The 16770-nt window shown below is 66.4% G+C and carries 17 protein-coding genes; 3 read left to right on the top strand and 14 right to left on the bottom strand.

Translation table 11 applies throughout. From position 1 onward, the window contains the following. Positions 1 to 20 precede the first annotated feature (20 nt). On the top strand, positions 21 to 983 hold the full coding sequence (locus PYR91_RS04755; protein WP_279777693.1) for a tyrosine-type recombinase/integrase: 963 nt from the start codon (positions 21 to 23) through the stop codon (positions 981 to 983). A 128-nt stretch (positions 984 to 1111) separates the two neighbouring features. Then, positions 1112 to 1411, top strand: coding sequence for an HU family DNA-binding protein (locus tag PYR91_RS04760; RefSeq protein ID WP_279777694.1), 300 nt, complete (start codon positions 1112 to 1114; stop codon positions 1409 to 1411). Positions 1412 to 2966: 1555 nt separating this feature from the next. On the opposite strand, the gene PYR91_RS04765 is transcribed toward PYR91_RS04760, so the two are convergent. The 13 genes from PYR91_RS04765 to PYR91_RS04825 form a co-directional block, all read right to left on the bottom strand. After that, positions 2967 to 3179: a hypothetical protein gene (locus tag PYR91_RS04765; protein ID WP_279777695.1), complete on the bottom strand. Its 213-nt coding sequence runs from the start codon at positions 3177 to 3179 to the stop codon at positions 2967 to 2969. A 769-nt stretch (positions 3180 to 3948) separates the two neighbouring features. Next, on the bottom strand, positions 3949 to 4134 hold the full coding sequence (locus PYR91_RS04770) for a hypothetical protein (protein ID WP_279777696.1): 186 nt from the start codon (positions 4132 to 4134) through the stop codon (positions 3949 to 3951). Positions 4135 to 4272: 138 nt separating this feature from the next. Beyond that, the gene (locus PYR91_RS04775) at positions 4273 to 4629 is read right to left on the bottom strand and encodes a hypothetical protein (protein ID WP_279777697.1); all 357 of its coding nucleotides are present in this window, start codon (positions 4627 to 4629) and stop codon (positions 4273 to 4275) included. 50 nt (positions 4630 to 4679) lie between these two features. Continuing rightward, complete coding sequence (locus PYR91_RS04780; RefSeq protein WP_279777698.1) at positions 4680 to 5441, bottom strand: N-acetylmuramoyl-L-alanine amidase; 762 nt, start codon at positions 5439 to 5441, stop codon at positions 4680 to 4682. Then, complete coding sequence (locus PYR91_RS04785; protein ID WP_279777699.1) at positions 5441 to 5758, bottom strand: hypothetical protein; 318 nt, start codon at positions 5756 to 5758, stop codon at positions 5441 to 5443. The genes PYR91_RS04780 and PYR91_RS04785 overlap by 1 nt, the downstream gene beginning before the upstream one ends. A 195-nt stretch (positions 5759 to 5953) precedes the next feature. Further along, positions 5954 to 6235: a hypothetical protein gene (locus PYR91_RS04790; RefSeq protein WP_279777700.1), complete on the bottom strand. Its 282-nt coding sequence runs from the start codon at positions 6233 to 6235 to the stop codon at positions 5954 to 5956. A gap of 131 nt (positions 6236 to 6366) precedes the next feature. Next, a complete protein-coding gene (locus PYR91_RS04795; protein ID WP_279777701.1) occupies positions 6367 to 6786 on the bottom strand; it encodes a hypothetical protein in 420 nt (139 codons plus the stop codon). Beyond that, positions 6786 to 8630 carry a hypothetical protein gene (locus PYR91_RS04800; protein ID WP_279777702.1) on the bottom strand — a complete coding sequence of 615 codons (1845 nt, stop codon included), beginning with the start codon at positions 8628 to 8630 and terminating at the stop codon, positions 6786 to 6788. The genes PYR91_RS04795 and PYR91_RS04800 overlap by 1 nt, the downstream gene beginning before the upstream one ends. 20 nt (positions 8631 to 8650) lie before the next feature. Further along, positions 8651 to 9718: a phage tail domain-containing protein gene (locus PYR91_RS04805; protein ID WP_279777703.1), complete on the bottom strand. Its 1068-nt coding sequence runs from the start codon at positions 9716 to 9718 to the stop codon at positions 8651 to 8653. A 9-nt stretch (positions 9719 to 9727) separates the two neighbouring features. Continuing rightward, positions 9728 to 10399, bottom strand: coding sequence for a hypothetical protein (locus tag PYR91_RS04810; protein ID WP_279777704.1), 672 nt, complete (start codon positions 10397 to 10399; stop codon positions 9728 to 9730). 3 nt (positions 10400 to 10402) lie between these two features. Further along, on the bottom strand, positions 10403 to 10879 hold the full coding sequence (locus PYR91_RS04815) for a hypothetical protein (protein ID WP_279777705.1): 477 nt from the start codon (positions 10877 to 10879) through the stop codon (positions 10403 to 10405). 58 nt (positions 10880 to 10937) lie between these two features. Further along, positions 10938 to 11399 carry a hypothetical protein gene (locus PYR91_RS04820; RefSeq protein WP_279777706.1) on the bottom strand — a complete coding sequence of 154 codons (462 nt, stop codon included), beginning with the start codon at positions 11397 to 11399 and terminating at the stop codon, positions 10938 to 10940. Next, positions 11386 to 11622, bottom strand: coding sequence for a hypothetical protein (locus PYR91_RS04825; RefSeq protein WP_279777707.1), 237 nt, complete (start codon positions 11620 to 11622; stop codon positions 11386 to 11388). Before PYR91_RS04825 ends, PYR91_RS04820 begins: the two co-directional genes overlap by 14 nt. A 159-nt stretch (positions 11623 to 11781) precedes the next feature. Between PYR91_RS04825 and PYR91_RS04830 the strand changes: the two genes are divergently transcribed. Continuing rightward, positions 11782 to 12360 (top strand): DUF4352 domain-containing protein, encoded by a 579-nt coding sequence (locus PYR91_RS04830; protein ID WP_279777708.1) that lies wholly within the window; start codon positions 11782 to 11784, stop codon positions 12358 to 12360. Positions 12361 to 12367: 7 nt separating this feature from the next. On the opposite strand, the gene PYR91_RS04835 is transcribed toward PYR91_RS04830, so the two are convergent. Further along, the gene (locus PYR91_RS04835; protein ID WP_279777709.1) at positions 12368 to 16708 is read right to left on the bottom strand and encodes an NlpC/P60 family protein; all 4341 of its coding nucleotides are present in this window, start codon (positions 16706 to 16708) and stop codon (positions 12368 to 12370) included. Positions 16709 to 16770 lie beyond the last annotated feature (62 nt).

The following is a 16770-nucleotide window of genomic DNA, read 5'->3' on the forward strand; positions in this document are numbered from 1 at the left end:
CAGGCGAGGTCGTCGGGTCCGTGCTCGAAGCTCCGCGGCCCGGGCGCCGGGAGCCTTTGTGGGAGCAGCAGTTGCGGGGCGAGGTGATGCTACTTGGGCCGTCGGTTCAGCAGATGGTGTGGGCGTGGCTGCTTCATCAGCGTTCTGAGCACACACGGGCAGCGTACGGGCGTGACCTTCGGGAGTGGCTGGCGTTCTGCAACGAGCGTGACCTTGATCCGCTCATGGTGACCCGCGGCCACGGTGACGCCTACCGAGGATGGTTGCAGCAGGTTCACGGACTGGCCGCCCGGTCGGCGGCTCGGAAGCTCGCCGCGGTGTCGTCCTGGTACTCCTACTTGGTTGAGGAGTCGGTGATTGACGCGAACCGCTTCAAGGGGGCGCGCCGGCCGGAGACCAACCGCAAGGAGTCCAAGACGGTCGGGTTGACCGAGTCAGAGGCCCGTGCGGTGATCCGGGCCGCCGCCTTGGATCACGGGCGGGAGCGTCTTCGCACGGCCGCGATCATCGCGCTCATGATCTCGGTTGGTCCGCGAGTCGCCGAAGTGGTCGATCTTCAGGTGAGTTCCCTCGGCTACGAGCGCGGCATGCGCACGGTGCGGATCGTCGGCAAGGGCGAGAAGATCCGGACCCGGCAGTTGCCGTCGGAGGCCGGCGTGGCGATCGACGCTTACCTCGCGGTCCGCGGTAGGACTCCGGGGCCGTTGTTTGTCACGGCGACAGGTAAGGCGATGCATACCCGTGACATCGCGCATGTCGTGAAGCGGGTTGCCCGGCAGGCTGGGCTGTTCATGCCGGAACGGGTGACGCCGCACACGCTTCGGCATACTTTCGCCACTCTGGCCGAGGAGCGTGGTTCGTCCGTCCGGCAGATACAAGACGCTCTTGGTCACGCTTCGGCGGATACGACCGAGATTTACCTGCACGCACCGAAGCGACTAGAAAATGACCCTTCCGTCCAGGTTGCGAGGGTCCTCTGGTGAACCCCCCGATAACGCCGATTATGAGCCGGTCCCGACGATCTTGTGCGAGAGGTCCCCCGAGCGGCGCCCTGTAGTTGCGCGCACAACCATCGATCATCACACTCGATTCACAACCCACAGGAGAGACCATGAACAAGACTCAGCTCGTCAACGCCGTCACCGAGAGGGTCGCCGACAAGGACGCAGCAGCCGAGACCGTCAACGCAATCATCGACGTGATCCAGGACGCGGTCGCGTCCGGCGAGAAGGTGACGATCCCCGGCTTCGGGACGTTCGAGCCGGTTCACAAGCCGGCGCGGGAAGCGCGGAACCCGTCGACCGGTGAGCCGGTGTCCGTGGCGGAGACGTGGGCGCCGAAGTTCAAACCGGGTGCCGGGTTCAAGGCCCTGGTTCACGAGGGCGGCCGGGGTGGGCTCATCCCCGCCTAGCCCGCTTCGCCCCCAGAACCTCTTCGCCCTAAGCGTACGGCTCACGCCGTCGAAGGCACATTCAACGATCAGGGGTGTTGGGCGTACCGAAAGGTGTGGGCTATTACCCCGCTTACGGGCTCGCAAAATCGCTGAAGTGACTCGTGGCAGCACTGCCCGGCCTAGTCTCTGGGGGCGACTGGAAGTGGTTTGTTCCCTGCCCTACCGGGGTGTGACGGATGGCTTGCCTCAAAAGGCGAGCCATTTGTGGCAATGAGCAGTACAGCCCTGCTCCACCTCGACGGAATGGAGAACTTGCCATGACCCCAGAACCGGTCCAGCGGAGCCGTTGGTGGTGGCTCCCGGGAACGCTGTCGGCGATCGTCTCATCCGCGAGACTCGCTTACGAATTCCTTCGCGATCACCATTACCTGTCAAGGTAGGCAAGGAGCCCCGCCCCGATCATGGGGCGGGGCTCTGTGTCTTGTACCAGTTTGCGCGAGGAGTATCACGCCCGGGTGGCGGGGCGTTCGCATGATCAGCCGCGAGCGAGGGCGCGGAGGGCGAGCTGGGCGGCGTACCGGTCGTCTACGGTGGCCCACCATTCGTGCCGGTCCATCTGTACGACTAGGGCGAGACGTGCGGCGCGAGCTTCCTCCACCGCGGTCGTCTGCTCCTCGGTGAGCCGGCCGGGAGTCAGGGAAGTCGCTGATCCGTTCCACTTCGGCGTGGGCGGCGTCGTAGTCGCGTTGGAGCTTCAGCAGATCCTCGGGTGGTTCGTACTCGGCCATGCAGTCCCTCCGTGGTGCAGCACTGAGGAGCCTACGAGTCGTGGTTGCCGCGGGGTGAGGCGCCCCGCCGTTCCTGGAGTGCCAGGTGCAACAGGCGCCATCCTGCACCCTTCACGCGACGTCGTCTGAGTGGACAACACGAACAACAACACCCAAAGGGGCGCCATGGTAGATAGCGGCAGTTACGGGCCTAACGGTCCGTGGGCGCAGGCAAGCGGGGGTAGAGACAGCGGCCTCTCGTGCGGCTGCTTTGTCTTCATCGTGTTTATGATCTTTGCCGTGGTGGTGCTTGTAGACTCCATCATCAAGCTCGGTTGGTAACAGATTCACCGAGGCTCCAATCCGCCACCGGCGACAGCACGGGGATCGCTGGCTCTTGGTCTGCGGATCCTGTCTGCCAGCCACGGAGGCGCTGGTGGGCACAGACGGCATCAAGCCTGCTTCACAGGCACTTCGTCATAGCAGGACGGCATGGTTTCGTCCGCAACGTATCGCCTGTTTCGCCCGATCCATATGTGACGTCGCCACCGGGGGGTGGCGGCGAGGGCGGCGTTGCGGCCCTCTTGCCGCGAGGGTGTGAGAGGGCTTTGCCATGCCTTGACCTGCGGTTTCCTACCATTCCCGCGTGTCAAAGTGGGTCGGCCCCGGGCGGGTCGAGATGTTGCGACCCCTCGCAGGGGCGATGAGGACTCCATGAGGAAGCCGAAGCACTCGCCCCAGAACGCGAAGAAGCGCCCTCGCCCACCCGAGGGTGAACGAGGGCGCTGTCTTCGCGGCGGGTGGGGCTACCACCACATCCACTTCACGTTGTGTCTGTGCCGCGTCGGCTCGGGCTCCTCGCCACGCAGGAGCGCGAGCCGTACCCGTTGGCGGGCTTGCCGTTCCGGGTAGTTGCAGTCCTTGCCGATCCCTGCGTAGGAGCCGCCTGCGGTCCAGGTGGCATGGCGACCGTCTTCTTCCTGGATGCGGATCGGCATGGTGTTGTCGGTGCGGGACATTGCGGACCTCTCGGGCCCGCCGGACTCTCCGGCGTGGCCCTAACAGTCCGCGCCGGAGAACCTGCCGCTCATGATCGCCTCTTGGTGGTCGATGCCAGGGAGGAAGCCGCAGTCAGCACACTGGGGCGGCATGACACACCAGCCCACCCACTCCTCGGACCCATCCAGACGTTCAGGTTCGATCTCCCCGCCGCACTCTGGGCAGGCGTCCTGCAAGGTGCCAGGCTTCACGAGCTCATCCTCTCAAGGAGATCTCGCAGCTCAGGACCATTTCCGGGATGTGCCGCAAATGGTCTCCCCTCTTGTCGTCCGGCCCGGCTCGAACGGGCAGCGCTCCTACCCCGCCTTCCGACGGGGAGCCACGGTTTCTCGCAGCAGAGGCGGACGTCCGGGATTTTTGAGGAGGCTCCCGGCGGGCCTCGGGTGGCACCTACGCGGGCTTACCCCGTTTCAGTGCCGACTCGGCTATCCGGTTTCCCGGAAGAGGTCCCCTGGACCACTTGTCGCCGAGGCGTAACCGCACCGAAGCGCGGCGGCCAGCAATGCTTACGTGCGGAGGAGCCCGTCTCCTCCGCCGGTTCGCGGACCAGGTCTCGCTAGCAGCTCATCTGCAGGTTCGCCACCGTTGAGGGTCCTGCCGTTCGGGCGACGCCAGGCGATCACCCCTGACGCTCCTCACCAATGTGAGGTACCACAACAGGCTACAGCGACGGCCTGGAGTTTGATTCGTTCCTTTCGGTCTCCCGAAGGGTTATCAAACAGGCGGCGGCTACTCCTGGGGCGGGGTGGCCGGGTTCTCCGCGTCGAGCCCTTCCAGGCCGGCGACCCGCTCCTCCAGGGCCGTGAAATCCACGGCCGGGTTGGCGGCCTTGATGTCAGCGATGTCCTGCCGGATGCCGGTCACGGCGGTGTCGATACGCGCCACGATGGCGTCAAGGTCTTCCTGCTTACCCATGATTGCTTCTGCCTTTCTGTCTAGACGAGACTGCGCCTGCTCGATACAGGCCAGCCGTTCGGGAATGCGCGACAAGTCACGCAAGAGCTTTCGGAGACGCACGGCCCCACCAGCCCTTCTTGACGAAGATGGGAGCGCTCAGGCGGCCAAGCCGTACTTGTCGCGGGGCGACACGTTCTGCCGGACGAAAGCCGACACCGCGACCGCGACGAACGACATGATCACCGTGGTCTGCGCCTCCGCGAGATGCGCGCCGAACGCCAGAGCCAGCGTCAGGATCGCCTGCGCCAGACCCAGCACCGCGGCCTGCACACTGGAGCCGCCATCAGCCGCGCGAGTCGCCCACGCGACCACCAGACCAACGACGGCCGCGGCCAACGCGTTGACGGTCGCGGTCTGCGCCTGCGTCAAAGGCAGCCAGAACGTCACCACCATCTGAAGCGCGGCACTGAACAAGCCAAGCCATAGAGACGGCTCTCTGCCGAAGAACTTCATTCGCCCCTCCTCGGGGGACAGGACCCGCCGGCGGCGGGACGAAAGGGGGATCAGCGGCGCAGGAGCGCGGCCCACGTCTTCTCGCCGATGATCGAATCCGGGGTGAGCTTCTCGGCCTTCTGGAAGGCGATGACGCCGGCCTTCAGGTCTGGGTCGTACTTCTGGGACAGCAGGTCCTGGGGTGGGAACCCGCGGGCCCCGAGTAGCCATCGGAGCGTCTTGACGTCCCAGTTCTCATCACCAGGACGCAGCAGCGGCAGAGCTTTCACGAGTTTCTCCGTCCAGGTGAACGCCGGGGTGAATGCGGTGCCGGTCATCAGGAGCGCGACGCTGGTCCGGAAGCTGCCCATGTTGATCGAGTGCGGGTCGATCTTGCTTGTGTTGACTTCCTTGTGGCCCTTAACCCGCGACGGGGGAAGGTCGAACTCCTTGCAGAGTTCGGCGCACAACCGCTTGTAGGAGTCGAGTTGCTTCTCCGGCCAGGGCGCTCGCCCGTCGTTCTCCGCTTCGATGCCGATGGAGTTGGAGTTGGTGTGGTTGGCGCTGATCGACGGGGCGTTGTGCCAGCACCGGCCGGCGGCGACGATGAAGATGGTGCCGTCGCGGCGCAGCCAGATCTGCGACAGCGGACCTTCCAGTCCGGGCCGGCCGTCGCGGACCACATGCAGGTCGTCCCATCCGGCGGTGTGGTGTGCCACGACCCCCTGAACAGCGGGTTGCGGACCGTGTCCGCGGGTTCTCCAGCCAGAGCACTCGACCACCGGGTACCCGGTGCGGCGTGCGACAGCGGCGAGCTGGGTGAGCCACGGCATCAGACGGACTCCAGTCGCTTCCGTCGGGCGTCGCGCCAGGTGCGGATGATGATGACCAGCCGCCACGCCAGCACGACGGGGATCAAGGCAAAGGACGCCATGCGGGCGATCGCGAACCACGAGCCCTCGGGGATGATCAGGCGGAGCGCCCACAACGTCAGACACAAACCGAGGGCGCTCTGGAACGCTGCGACGTGACGTCCTTGCGGTGTCTGCCACCAGCGGGCCAGAAGCATTTGCGCGATCACGCAGGCGTCCGCGAGCAGGGCTGAGAGCACCACTAGGACCGTCCCGGCGGCGTAAAGCTGCTCAGTCACGCTTGCCCCCAAACGCGTCATCCATGATCTCTTGGAAGCCGTTGGCCTCGCGTAATCTGCGGAGCCGTTCGGCGATCGTCAGGGTGTGAGTGGCCCGTTCACGAGCGTTTTGGCGGTCACGTAGAGCGCGTTCACAGGACGCCTCTGCTAGGCGGGCCGCCTCATCGATGTCGGGCCGGTCGTCGTCGCTTGGCCTCATTCGCCTGCCTCAACTTGGCGTGTCCGTATCTCCTGGAGCAGAGCGGCAGCGACTTGAGCGCCCTCGGTGCTGGCCAGTAACGCAGCACGGATTTCCTCGGCGTAGGCCTGCCGGGTCGTTTCATGGGCCGCGTGTTCGGATTCCCAGAAGCGTCGCCACTGGTCAGCGTCGTCGTTGGCCTCTTTGACGCGGGCGTCTCGGTCAGCGCGGACGTCCTCGACCACGGATCGGTGGACGAGGACGCCTTTCAAGACGAAGCCAACAGTGGTGAAGATCACCGCTAGGGCGATAGCGACTAGGGATCCTTGGACCCATGGGATTGTCGCCAGGTCCACTCAGCGTCGCCTTTCGATATGCGTGAGTGCCGCCCGCGCGGAGGTGGATGCGCGAGCGGCACGATCGTGGGTGCTTAGCCGGCCATGAGGCCGGAGTCTGTGAGTGCCTCGATGATCTGGTTGATCTTGTTGCGGTTCGCCTGCACGTCCGCACGCAACGCGTTGTAGTTGTTCGCGTTCGGAGTCCCGCCGATGTCCCCGTCAGCGGCCATGCCACCCAGCTCCGACACCGAATCCGCCACCGGGACCTCGGGGATCTCCTGCGGCGCAAGGCTGTAATCCGACCCATCCGCCCCCCGCCAGTACGGCTCATCGTCCTTGCCGTAGATCTGGCCACCGCTGGGCGGCGGGGATGGGGTCGTCCGGTTCGGCAGTTCCCACCCGGCCGATGCCTTGGTGAGAGGGGCGCGCTTCTGGCCGGCGGAGAACTGGCTGGCTTGGGCGCGGGCGAGGTCGCCGACATCGTCCTCGATGCCCTTGCGGTAGTCCGACATCAGTCCTCCTCTGGTAGCTCTGCGAAGGTCAGCACGCAGGTCTCCTGGTCAGAGCCTTTGGACGGCGGGGTGAAGGCCATCCCGACGACACGCCAGGACTTCGCGAACGACGCGACACCGTCCTCGATGGGCCACCAATGGTTGACGAGCATCAACGTCACCGTGTCGCCCAGGTTCCCCGGCCCGTAGGACGTGTTCGCTGGTAGGCGGACCGTCGCTTGGTGGATGCGGACCGCGCCTGCCCTGTTGGTCGCCCACCAGGTGGCGTAGTCGTCGAGCGTGTCGACGTCGCTGACGCTGCCGTAGTCGACCGTGACGTCTAGCCCGGCCCATCCGGCGTCGATGTGGGCCTGCGCGAGCACCACGGCAGACACCAGCGGCTCAGAAGTGGTGCTTGCGTCATCGTTAATGGACTCGCCGCGGGTCTGGAACGCGGTGCCGCCACGCAACGGGTCGATGTCCTCTTGCCAACTCAGGACAGCGCCTGGCTGCTGAAACTTGTGGCTGGTGGCATCGTTGCCGAGCTTGGGATACCCCCACACCCAGTGCCGGGTACGGGACCCGTCCTCGTTGGCGATGACTTGGATAGCCCACTCGAAACCGGCGTCCACGTTGGCCAGCTCGGTGAGCCGTTCCCCGTAGGTGGAGGACTCCGACGCCAGGTAGGTGCGGTCCCGGACGACTCCGGAGGTGCCGGACTGCAACTCCAGTCCGATGTCGTAGCGGGGTGTGGACTGCATCTCGGTGAGCAGGGCGCGGGCGATCGCGATCTGGTCGTCCGAGCTGTACGTCAGGTCCTCGCGGATCTTGACCTTGGTGAGGTACGACTCCAGGCTCGACCCGCTGATGCTCACCTGGATGGGCCCGCTGCCCTGCCAGGACACCGAGGCCGACCAGATGATGTAGCTGCCCCAGATGATCCCGTTGCGGTAGACGTGGACCACGGTCCGCCCGGGACCGGTGGACAGGTCCTCAGGGTGCCGGGGCACGATCCGCGCGACCTTCGCCGCGGTCACCGCGTCGGTGATGTTCACCGTCGCGCCAAACGTCCCGGGCTCGCCGATACGCCTCTCGTAGGAGACGCCGTGCAGGTCGAGGTCCTTGGCGATCAGCTCATCCGTCAGCAGGTCCGCGAACTCGTAGGTGTAGTGGACGACTCGCTCGCCGGACGGGAGTGCGGGGACTGACGGCGGCGGGGTGGGTGGGTTGCCTCCCCCGCCTTGCGACTCCCCTGGGACGACGACGGTGAATCCGTGGATGCCCTGAGCAAGCCGGTCTGAGTCGAAGACCTCGATACCTGTAGCGCCGGGGGTGTCGATACCCCGGGAGACCAGGGTCGAGGACACGCCACCGGAGGAGGATGCAAAGCCTTCCTCGGTGAACCCGTCAGGTGTGCTCCACTCAGGCGGGCCAGAGACGGACCGTCCGGTCGCGTACCGCAGCTGCGTACCCGTGCCCGCGGGCAGGGTAACGCTCGGGGTGGGCGCCTCGGTCCCGGTGTTGGTCAGGAAGGCGATGCGGGGCGTGGCTGCTGACGCACCGGACATCGACACGATCTGCACGACACCCGCGCCGCCGGCACCCTGGGTGAAGGTGTACGAGGACGGGTTGGTCCCTGTGCCGATGCGCGTCCACACGTTGGTGCGGAACGTGACCCCGGGGGCGAACGCGTTGGCCTCGGACAGGAGCGTCCACCCGCCCGACGGGGCCACCATGCCACTGGCCCGGTCCGAGGAGTGCCACGCGATCAGCCGGTCCCCGGAGACCGTTGACGGGGCCGGGCAGGAGAACGACGTGACCCCGGTGGCGCCGATCTTTGTGGCGTCGCGGACGGGCATGCGCACCCCCGCCCCTGGTCAGCTAGCTACATGTAGGCGGAGGAGAACAGCAACTCGATCGGGTTTGACCCGCCCGAGTCGGCGGTGTAGGCGATGCGGTTCGTGCCTGCGGCGAGGGTCCACTCCTCAACCGGCACCGACAGAGACGACAAGGCATCCATGCGGTCGGCGCCGTCCAACAGGACAGTGCCAGCGTTGGTGTCGACGAGGAGTTGCTCGCCGTCGTCGAGGTCGATGCCGAAGCGCAGGATCCGGCCCAAGGTCTCGTTCTCGATCACGGGGTCGACCACCGGGCCATTGATTTTGATCAGCGGCGAGGTGGCGATGTCGCCGTCGTTAACGCAGTAGTCCGTCCCGTCCGCCGGGACGGTGACGGACTGCTGCTGGAGGTCGTACCGGCGCGGGTCGGCGGCCACCCAGCGGACCGACACGGCGGTGAACTGCTGCCCGTAGTGCTGCACCGACATCAGCCGGGAGGTGACCTTGGCCTTCGCCCGGAGCGTCTCCGAGTCGGTCCGGATCACCAAATCCAGTTCTGAGCCGTCCTCAGACAGGTTGAGGACGCGCCGCAGGTCACGGCGGCTGGTGAGGAACGCGCCCGCATCATCAGACACCGCGATGACCGCTGACACGGTGCGCTGCTGTGCGTAGTCTCGGCCCGGCCACGACCCGTGCCGGGCTGCCCGGGGCGCGTTACCCGAGTCGACCTCGGGCAGGTCATCCCAACCCTCCGGGCCCGGCTCCAGAATCCAGTACGGCGCGACGCCGAACACCATGCGAGCCCACTCGATCTGCCACGGCCCCGTGAGGAGCTGCCCCGGCAGGATCGGAGCGTCCGCCGACAGCGCCGGGAACCGTGACGTCGTGACGAAAGTGGGCAAGGTGACGTTGCCGGACCACGTCAGTTCGAACGCCGGGAACGACGAGGTCGTGACGAACGCGGGCAGAGAAATCGCGATCGACGGCGACGACGCCACCAGCGGCGGGAACGACGACGCGGTGACGAACGCGCCCAGGGAGACGGCGGCGTTCTCTACCCGAGCTGGGCGGACGATGCGGGATGAGGTGAGGTTGCCACGTCCAAGCCGTGCCACCGGGCCCCCTTACCAGTTAGAGGCGCGGTGAACAGCAGTCCGGTTGACCACGTGGACGGCGAGCCTCGGCGGTTCCGGTGCCGGGACGATCTCCACAGCGGCCCACGACCACGACGGCGCACTGGCCCCGAAAGCATCCAGGTTGAACGTCACCGTGGACCCAGGCGACGCCGTGTTAGACGCCTTGACGACCCGCATGGAACTTTGGTTGCTGACCGCGCTGTCAGTGGACGTCGGCGAGCCGAGCCCGTTTCCATCGTTCGAGCCGCACAGCCCACGGGACCCGGCGACAGTGGACACGTAGCCGTTGACCGTGACGTTGTTGGTCGACGACGTACCCGACCCTGAAGCACCGATCGGGGACGTCAAGTCCGCCCCGGTGACAACGTCGAGCTTGAAGACTCGCGTGGTCGACGCAACCCAGGTCGCGGTGACCGTCATCCCAGTGCGGGCCGCAAGGAGCGGCGCCGTGTAGATGCTGACCGCGCCGCTCCCGCCCTGCTTCTGTAGGGTCCAGGTGAGTGCGGCCCCGTTGTTGGTGATGCTGTTGGGCCCAACGTTGGACATGGTTGTCGCGACGAGCAGGGAGCTATCCGGCGGGTCGAACGATGCCGTGGTCAGCAAAGTAGCGCTGAATGAACCGGTGATCGCAGGCGATGACGCATCGATGGCGACTGCCACGCGTCAGCACCTTTCGAAGAGCATGCTGGCGCGGACGCCCACACCGGCGGGAGCGGTGCACCGGATGACGAACCCTTCGCCAAGCGGCGAGTCCGGGGTCGTCCCGAGCGGTCCGTCGTAGTACAGGGTGCCGCCGTTGGGGGTGAGGGTGATCGCCTCGATCACGCTGATCGTGGTCGGCTCAGTCGTCCAGTTCTTCGCGGCGCTGAACCCGGTAGAGGCGTGGCGGCCGTAGTTCTGGTAGATCGTGGCGCTCGTGCTGTTCGTGCCAGGAGGATTCGCTCCGAACGTGCACAAGCAGACCTCTACCAGCACCGGGACGGCGCTCGCTGAGACTCCGAGGAACGACACCCGGTACTTCAGCAGGTCAACGCCGTGGTTCGCCGTGGTCGCACCGCTCTTCACCCCAAGGATGCTCTTGGCGCTGGTCGTAAGGGTGATCTCACCCTCGGTCGTGATGGAGTAGCCGCTCTTGGCCACCGGGCCTCCCAGGGCATAGAAAAGCCCCGGCCACATGGGCTCAGGGCGGAAGAAAGAATCAGGCGGCTACGAGCTGGTTAGCCCACACACCGTCAGCGGCAATCGCAACGGACAACGTCCCATCCTGAGTTGCGTAGTCCCCCCCGAAAGTCCGCAGCAGGACCGCACGGTTAGACAAGCCAGGCACGTAGAACAGCCCGCCACGGACCGCAGTGAGCGTGGAGTTCTCCCACTCGACCGGTGAGGTGAACGTCCACCGCGCGGTACCGGGCTCGCCCGACAGTTCCTCGAAAACCGCTCCGGCAAGGGCGATGCCGCCTGCGCTGTACCCGGTGCCGACGATCTCGGAGGCGTTCAGCGGGCTGGTGCCGTACGCCGGCGCGGACTGCGAGAAGTTCGGCACCAGCGAGTTCGTGAACAAGGCAAGCTTGAAGGCCGCCGCGTCCGAAAGGTCGAGCGCTAGATCGTTGTTGAGCGCGTCGACGATGGTGTCTACGAAGACCCCGTCAGTAATCGCCACCGGGGCTCCCCAGGTTGATCCTCACGTCACGCCGACCGGAGGCGTGCTCGGTGGTTTCGTGACCGTTCTGGTCTCGGACGGTCTGTGCCACGGGACGGCCTTCGTCATCCCGGTGGACTGTCACTTCGTCCTTGGTGGCGTAGGTGCGGCTCGACTGCCGGACGCCCTTGTCCTTGAGCCACTCGGCGTACGGCCCGTCCCGCTGGGGGTCGTATTCAGGCATGCGGAAAGCCCTCTCGGTGAAGCCGGAATGAGAAAGGCCGCACATAGGCGGCCTCGGTTCGATTACAGGTGGGCACTATCCGGCCCCGCTGCGCGTTTGGAACGTGCGAAGATGCGGATCGTCCGCAGAGGATCACGCCAAGTGACTCAGGAGCCCCCCGTGAAGACCACCCACACCCTCGCAACCGTGTTCGTCGCCGCTCTGACGCTGGCAGCGTGCGGTTCACCTCAGGTGACCAGCACTCCAGACGCCGTCGTCACCGACACCAAATCGGCAGAAGCGGCGATCAGCATGCCGTCCCCCACCCCATCGGCCGCCGCAACGCAGGCCGGGTTAGGCGACACGATCACCGTCGCGGGCTCCGACGCCGGCTCGAAGGTCGCCGTGAAGCTCAACAAAGTGATCAAAAGGGCTGTCCCGGCGGACGAGTTCACCAAGCCGGACAACGGCTCCCGGTTCTTCGCCATCGAGTTCGCTCTGCAAAACCTCGGCACCGTGGTCTACGACGACTCCCCCAGCAACGGCACCGCGATCATTGACACCGAAGGGCAGCAGTACACCCCCACCATCGCCGACGTCCAAGGTGGCGTGGAGTACAGCTCCGTCACCGTGTCCCCCGGCGACAAGCGCCGCGGCCTGGTGGTCTTCGAGGTCCCCCAGGGGGCGCAGATCCAGACAGTGCAACTCGCTCTCGACAGCGGATTCGCCAATCAGACTGCTGAATGGCGAATCCGCTGACGAGTGCTCACCGCCGGAGCCGGGCCCGGCTCCCCAGGATGTACGACAGGTCATCGGCGATGGCGTACGGAGACTGCTCGGGGGTGACCGGCATGTGCTCGATGTTGACGAGCGGCCCTCCGTCTCCGCCGCGGGTCGGGGCTTCGGCGATGGCCTGCCACTGCCGGTCGGTGAGAACCGGCTCGGGCCGCCCGGTGCCGTTGTGTACCACCGACGTGCCCATCGGCAGGAACCCGCCCGAGTCGAACAGCGACGGCGGCCGGCCGATGAGCATTGCCGAACGTGCCGCGACCTCGCGGACATGCGCTCCGGTGTACGGCGCCTCAATGATTTTGTTGTTACCGGAGTACATCCACACGTGCCCGTCGTGCGGGAAGCCCAAGTCGCCCGGCTGAGGCTTCTTCACCGGCTTGACCCACGGAATCTGGCCGTAGGTCGTCCGCGGGATGTCCCCCACGCCCGCGGACTGCCACGCCCGCATGACTAGGCCCGAGCAGTCGAAGGTGTTCGGGCCGGTCGCTCCCCACTGGTACGGCTTGCCGAGCTGCGCCCGCGCGAACGCGACGGCCTTACCGCCGTCGCCTGAACCGGTGTCGTTGTCACCGATCCACTTGATCACGTTCCCGATCATCTGCTTGGGCGCTTCAACGAGCATCTCGCCCCACCGGGACCCGCCCATGGCCTTACCCGCCTGATCGAGCAACGGGTTGAGGAAGGCCTCGGCGCCGGCCTTGAGCCCGCCGGCGAGCATGTCGCGGATGTCACCGATGATGCCACCGCCAGCGAACGCGCCAGCGAAGCCGGGGTCGCCTGCGACGCCGAGGAATCTGGCCACGCCTCCGACGCCGCCCGAGCGGGCTGCGGCGTTCGCGCCGTGGACATACTTCTCCCCAACTGCCCGCGTCCACTCCGGCCGCATGATGGCCTCGCCGCCGGAGACGGCCGCGAAGCCGACGTCCTTCCCGGGCGTGTACCCCGGGTAGATGCCGCCCTTGGCGAATGCGCTGATCGGCTGAAGCCGTTTGTCCTTCAACCCCAGGATGTCGGCGACCGCGTTCCAGACGGTGACGATGCCCTTGTTGTAGACGGTGTTGATGATGAACTCGACCGGCTTCTTCGCCGCGTCCTGGATGCCCTGCCACGCCTTGCTGATCGCCTCGACACCCGTCTGGAATCCCTTCGGGATGTCCTCGGTGACGACCTTGACCAGGGTGTCGAAGACAGGCTTGATGACCTTGTCCCACGCGCCCTTGATGATCTCGCCGACCTTGTTGAACACCGGCTGGACCACGTTGGTGTGGAACCACAAGATCTTGGGCCCGAGGGTATTGGTCAGGAAGTTCCACAACGCCTGAAGCGCAGGCTGGATGACGTTCGTCCAGGCCGCCTTGATGGCCGAGCTGATGAAGTCCCAGGTGGGCTTGATGATCGTGTTCCACAGCCACAGGATCTTCGGAGCAAGCGTGACGGTGATGAAGTTCCACAACGCCTGCAACGCCGGTTGGATGACACCGGTCCACGCCGACCGGATGGCAGCGGAGATCCCGTCCCACGCGGGCTTGATGACGTTGTTCCACAGGGCCGTGAACACCGGCATCAGAACGGTCGTGATGAACGTCCAGATCGCCTGGAGGGCGGGCTGGATGACGTTCGTCCACGCTGCGGAGATCGCGGTCTTGATGGCCTCCCAGACGGACGTCACGACGGTGCGGAACGTCTCCGAGTTGTTCCAGGCGTAGATCAGCGCCGCGACCAGGGCAGTGATCGCGATGACGATCAGCCCGATGGGGTTGGCGTTGAGTGCGGCGTTGAGCAGCCATTGGACGGCTGTCCACGCGACGGTCGCCGCCCGCACGATGGCCGAAGCCGCTGCGGCCGCGATTTGCCGGGCCGCGGCGACACCAGCCTGAACAGCGATCGCCGCGTACTGGAAAGCGACCCGGCCCAGCCCGACCGCAGCGGTAGCCGCAGCCCTGCCCGCGGTGACGATCGCGGTGCCCGCGGTCTTAGCCGCCGCACCTGCTCGCGAAGCAGCGACTTGGATACCGCTCCATGCCGCGGACGCGCCCTTCGCGGTCGCCGCACCGGCTGTTCTCGCTGCGTTTGCGATGGTCGTGGCTGACGTCCGGGCGACGCTCGCCGCCTTGGACGCCGCGGTCTGGATGCCCGTCCAGACCGCGGACCCAGCCTTGCTGGCGCCGGTGCCAGCGGTCTTTGCTGCGGACGCTATGCCGCCGGCCGCCCTCTTGACGACGTCCTTGGCCTTGCTTGCGGCGTCACCGAGACCACCCCACACCGTCTTGGCGCCGTTGATGATGCTCTTAGTGGTCTCGATCGACTTCTTGACCCCGTCGACGACCGTGGTGATGCCCCGCCACGCGGCGAACGCAGTAGCCACGCCCAGTGCGGCGAGGGCAAACGCCCGCAAGGTTTCGGGGTCGAGCCCGGCGATGTAGGTCGTGATGTCGACCAAGACGTCCAGCACGTTGGCGCCGTCGCCCGAGAAGCCCGAGAACAGTTTGCCGAAGATCGTGGCAACGTTCTGGATGACTGTGCCGACCTTGGGCAGGTTCTCGCGGGCGTAGGCGATGAACGCCTTGAACTCCTCAGACGCGCCGAGCCCCTTGCCCCACTTGGCGAAAGCCGCGGTGCCCTTCTCGATGCCGCCGACGACGTCCTTAGAGAAGGGCAGGAACGCCTTGATGATCCCGGCGATCCCTGTGCCGACGTTCATCATCGACTTGCCGAGCCCTGTGATCGCGCCCGGCGCTTCCTTCGACAACTGATCGAAGAAGTCGGTCCAGAACTTCCCGCCCAGGGCCTTGGTGGCGGTCTTCTCCAGGCTTACGAGCGCCCCAGCCGTCCCCTGGATCAACGGAGTGAGGGGCTTGAACATCGCCCGCATGAACTTCAGGCCGCCCGTGATCACGGGCAGGACCGCAGGCTCCAGCTTCTCCTGCCACGCCAAGTAGGCGTCCTTGAAGGCTTTGATCTGCTTGGCCGCGGCCTTCGCCGCGGGTGACAGCGCGGCCATCTTGGTTACCAGTCCGCTGGTGGCCTGTGCTTCCTTGGCGGCGGCAGCGGCCTGCTGAAGGCGCAGCACACGGAGCTGCGCTTCGGCCTGAGAGACCTGCCGGTTCGCCGCCGCCAGCCGATCCTTAGCCGCCGTGACCTGCTTAGATCCTTCGATCCCGGCCTTGTCCGCAGCGGCCTGGTCTTCCTTCAGCCGCTTGGTTCGGGTCCGCTGGTCTTCGAGCCGCTGCACCGACTGCCGGTAATTGAGTTCGGCGCGCTTGCGCTCCAGCTCATCGGCCTTGGGGTCCGCGCGGACCTCGGCCAGCCGCTTGCGCGCCTCTTCGACGCTGAGTGCCGCGTCTTCCTCGGCCAGCGCCGCGTCCTTGACCGAGCGGGCCAGGTCCTCGATCGCCCGCTTAGCGTCGATCCGGGCCTGCGTCAGGTCCGCTTCCGCTTGGCGCGCGGTCTTCTTGGCGTCGGTGATGCGCTGCTCGGCAAGCACCAGTTGCAGGCTGTTCGACGCCGCCTCTGCCGCCACACCAGCTGCGGATTTGGTTGCCTTCGCAGCAGATTCAGTGGCCTGCTCCTGCTGCTGCAACGCTTCATTAATCCGGCCGACCGTCGACGTGGCGACCGCTCCGAAGGCGCCGAACCCCGCGCCAGCCGCGGCCAGCGGCCCCGACAGGGCGAGCAGCCCGGCGCCGAGGGACGCTCCCACCGGGATGGCCGCCAGGCTGGCGATCGCTGCGGCGACAAGACCGATGGAAGCGAGAGCCCCCGACACATCCACGTCGATCCGCGGGCGTGCGGTCTTGGCGTCCAGGTCCGACACCGCGGCTTGCAGAGCCCTCAGCTCGGCGAGAGCCGAAGCGATGTCGACACGGACGTCCGCGGAGACGTTCTTGCCGTCCAGCGCCTCCAGCTCGCGTTGGATGGCTGCGACTTCGGCGAGCGCTGCGCCGGCGTCCAGGTCGACGCCGACTGTTTTGCTGGACAGCTCCTGCATCCGGGTCCGAAGACCCGCCAGGGCGGCGTCGGCGGCCGTGGTGTCGGCGTCGACCTCCGCCTTGGGCAGCGACTGGAACGCCGACCGAAGCCGTGCCTGGAAACCGCGGGCAAACGCGCCCGCGACTTCCTCGCCGTCCCGAGGTGCCCGCTGCTGCTGCTTACGGGTCTCCTCGCGCAGCGGCTCGTAGACGCCCTTGAGCGAGTCCTGAATGCCCCGCTGCATGTCCCGGCCGATGTCCTGGCCGAGCTTGTAAGCGCCGCCGAGGACTTGCTTCTTCAGGTCAGTGATGAAGCCTCGGGCGGAAGGGACGACCGGGACGATCACATCGCCAGCGGTGAATTCCCCTCCAGCCACAGCGCACCCCCGACCTTTCGGATAGGAGCCGC

Origin of the sequence: Sphaerisporangium sp. TRM90804 (assembly GCF_029846175.1) — a bacterium.
In the GTDB taxonomy this organism is placed as follows: domain Bacteria; phylum Actinomycetota; class Actinomycetes; order Streptosporangiales; family Streptosporangiaceae; genus Sphaerisporangium.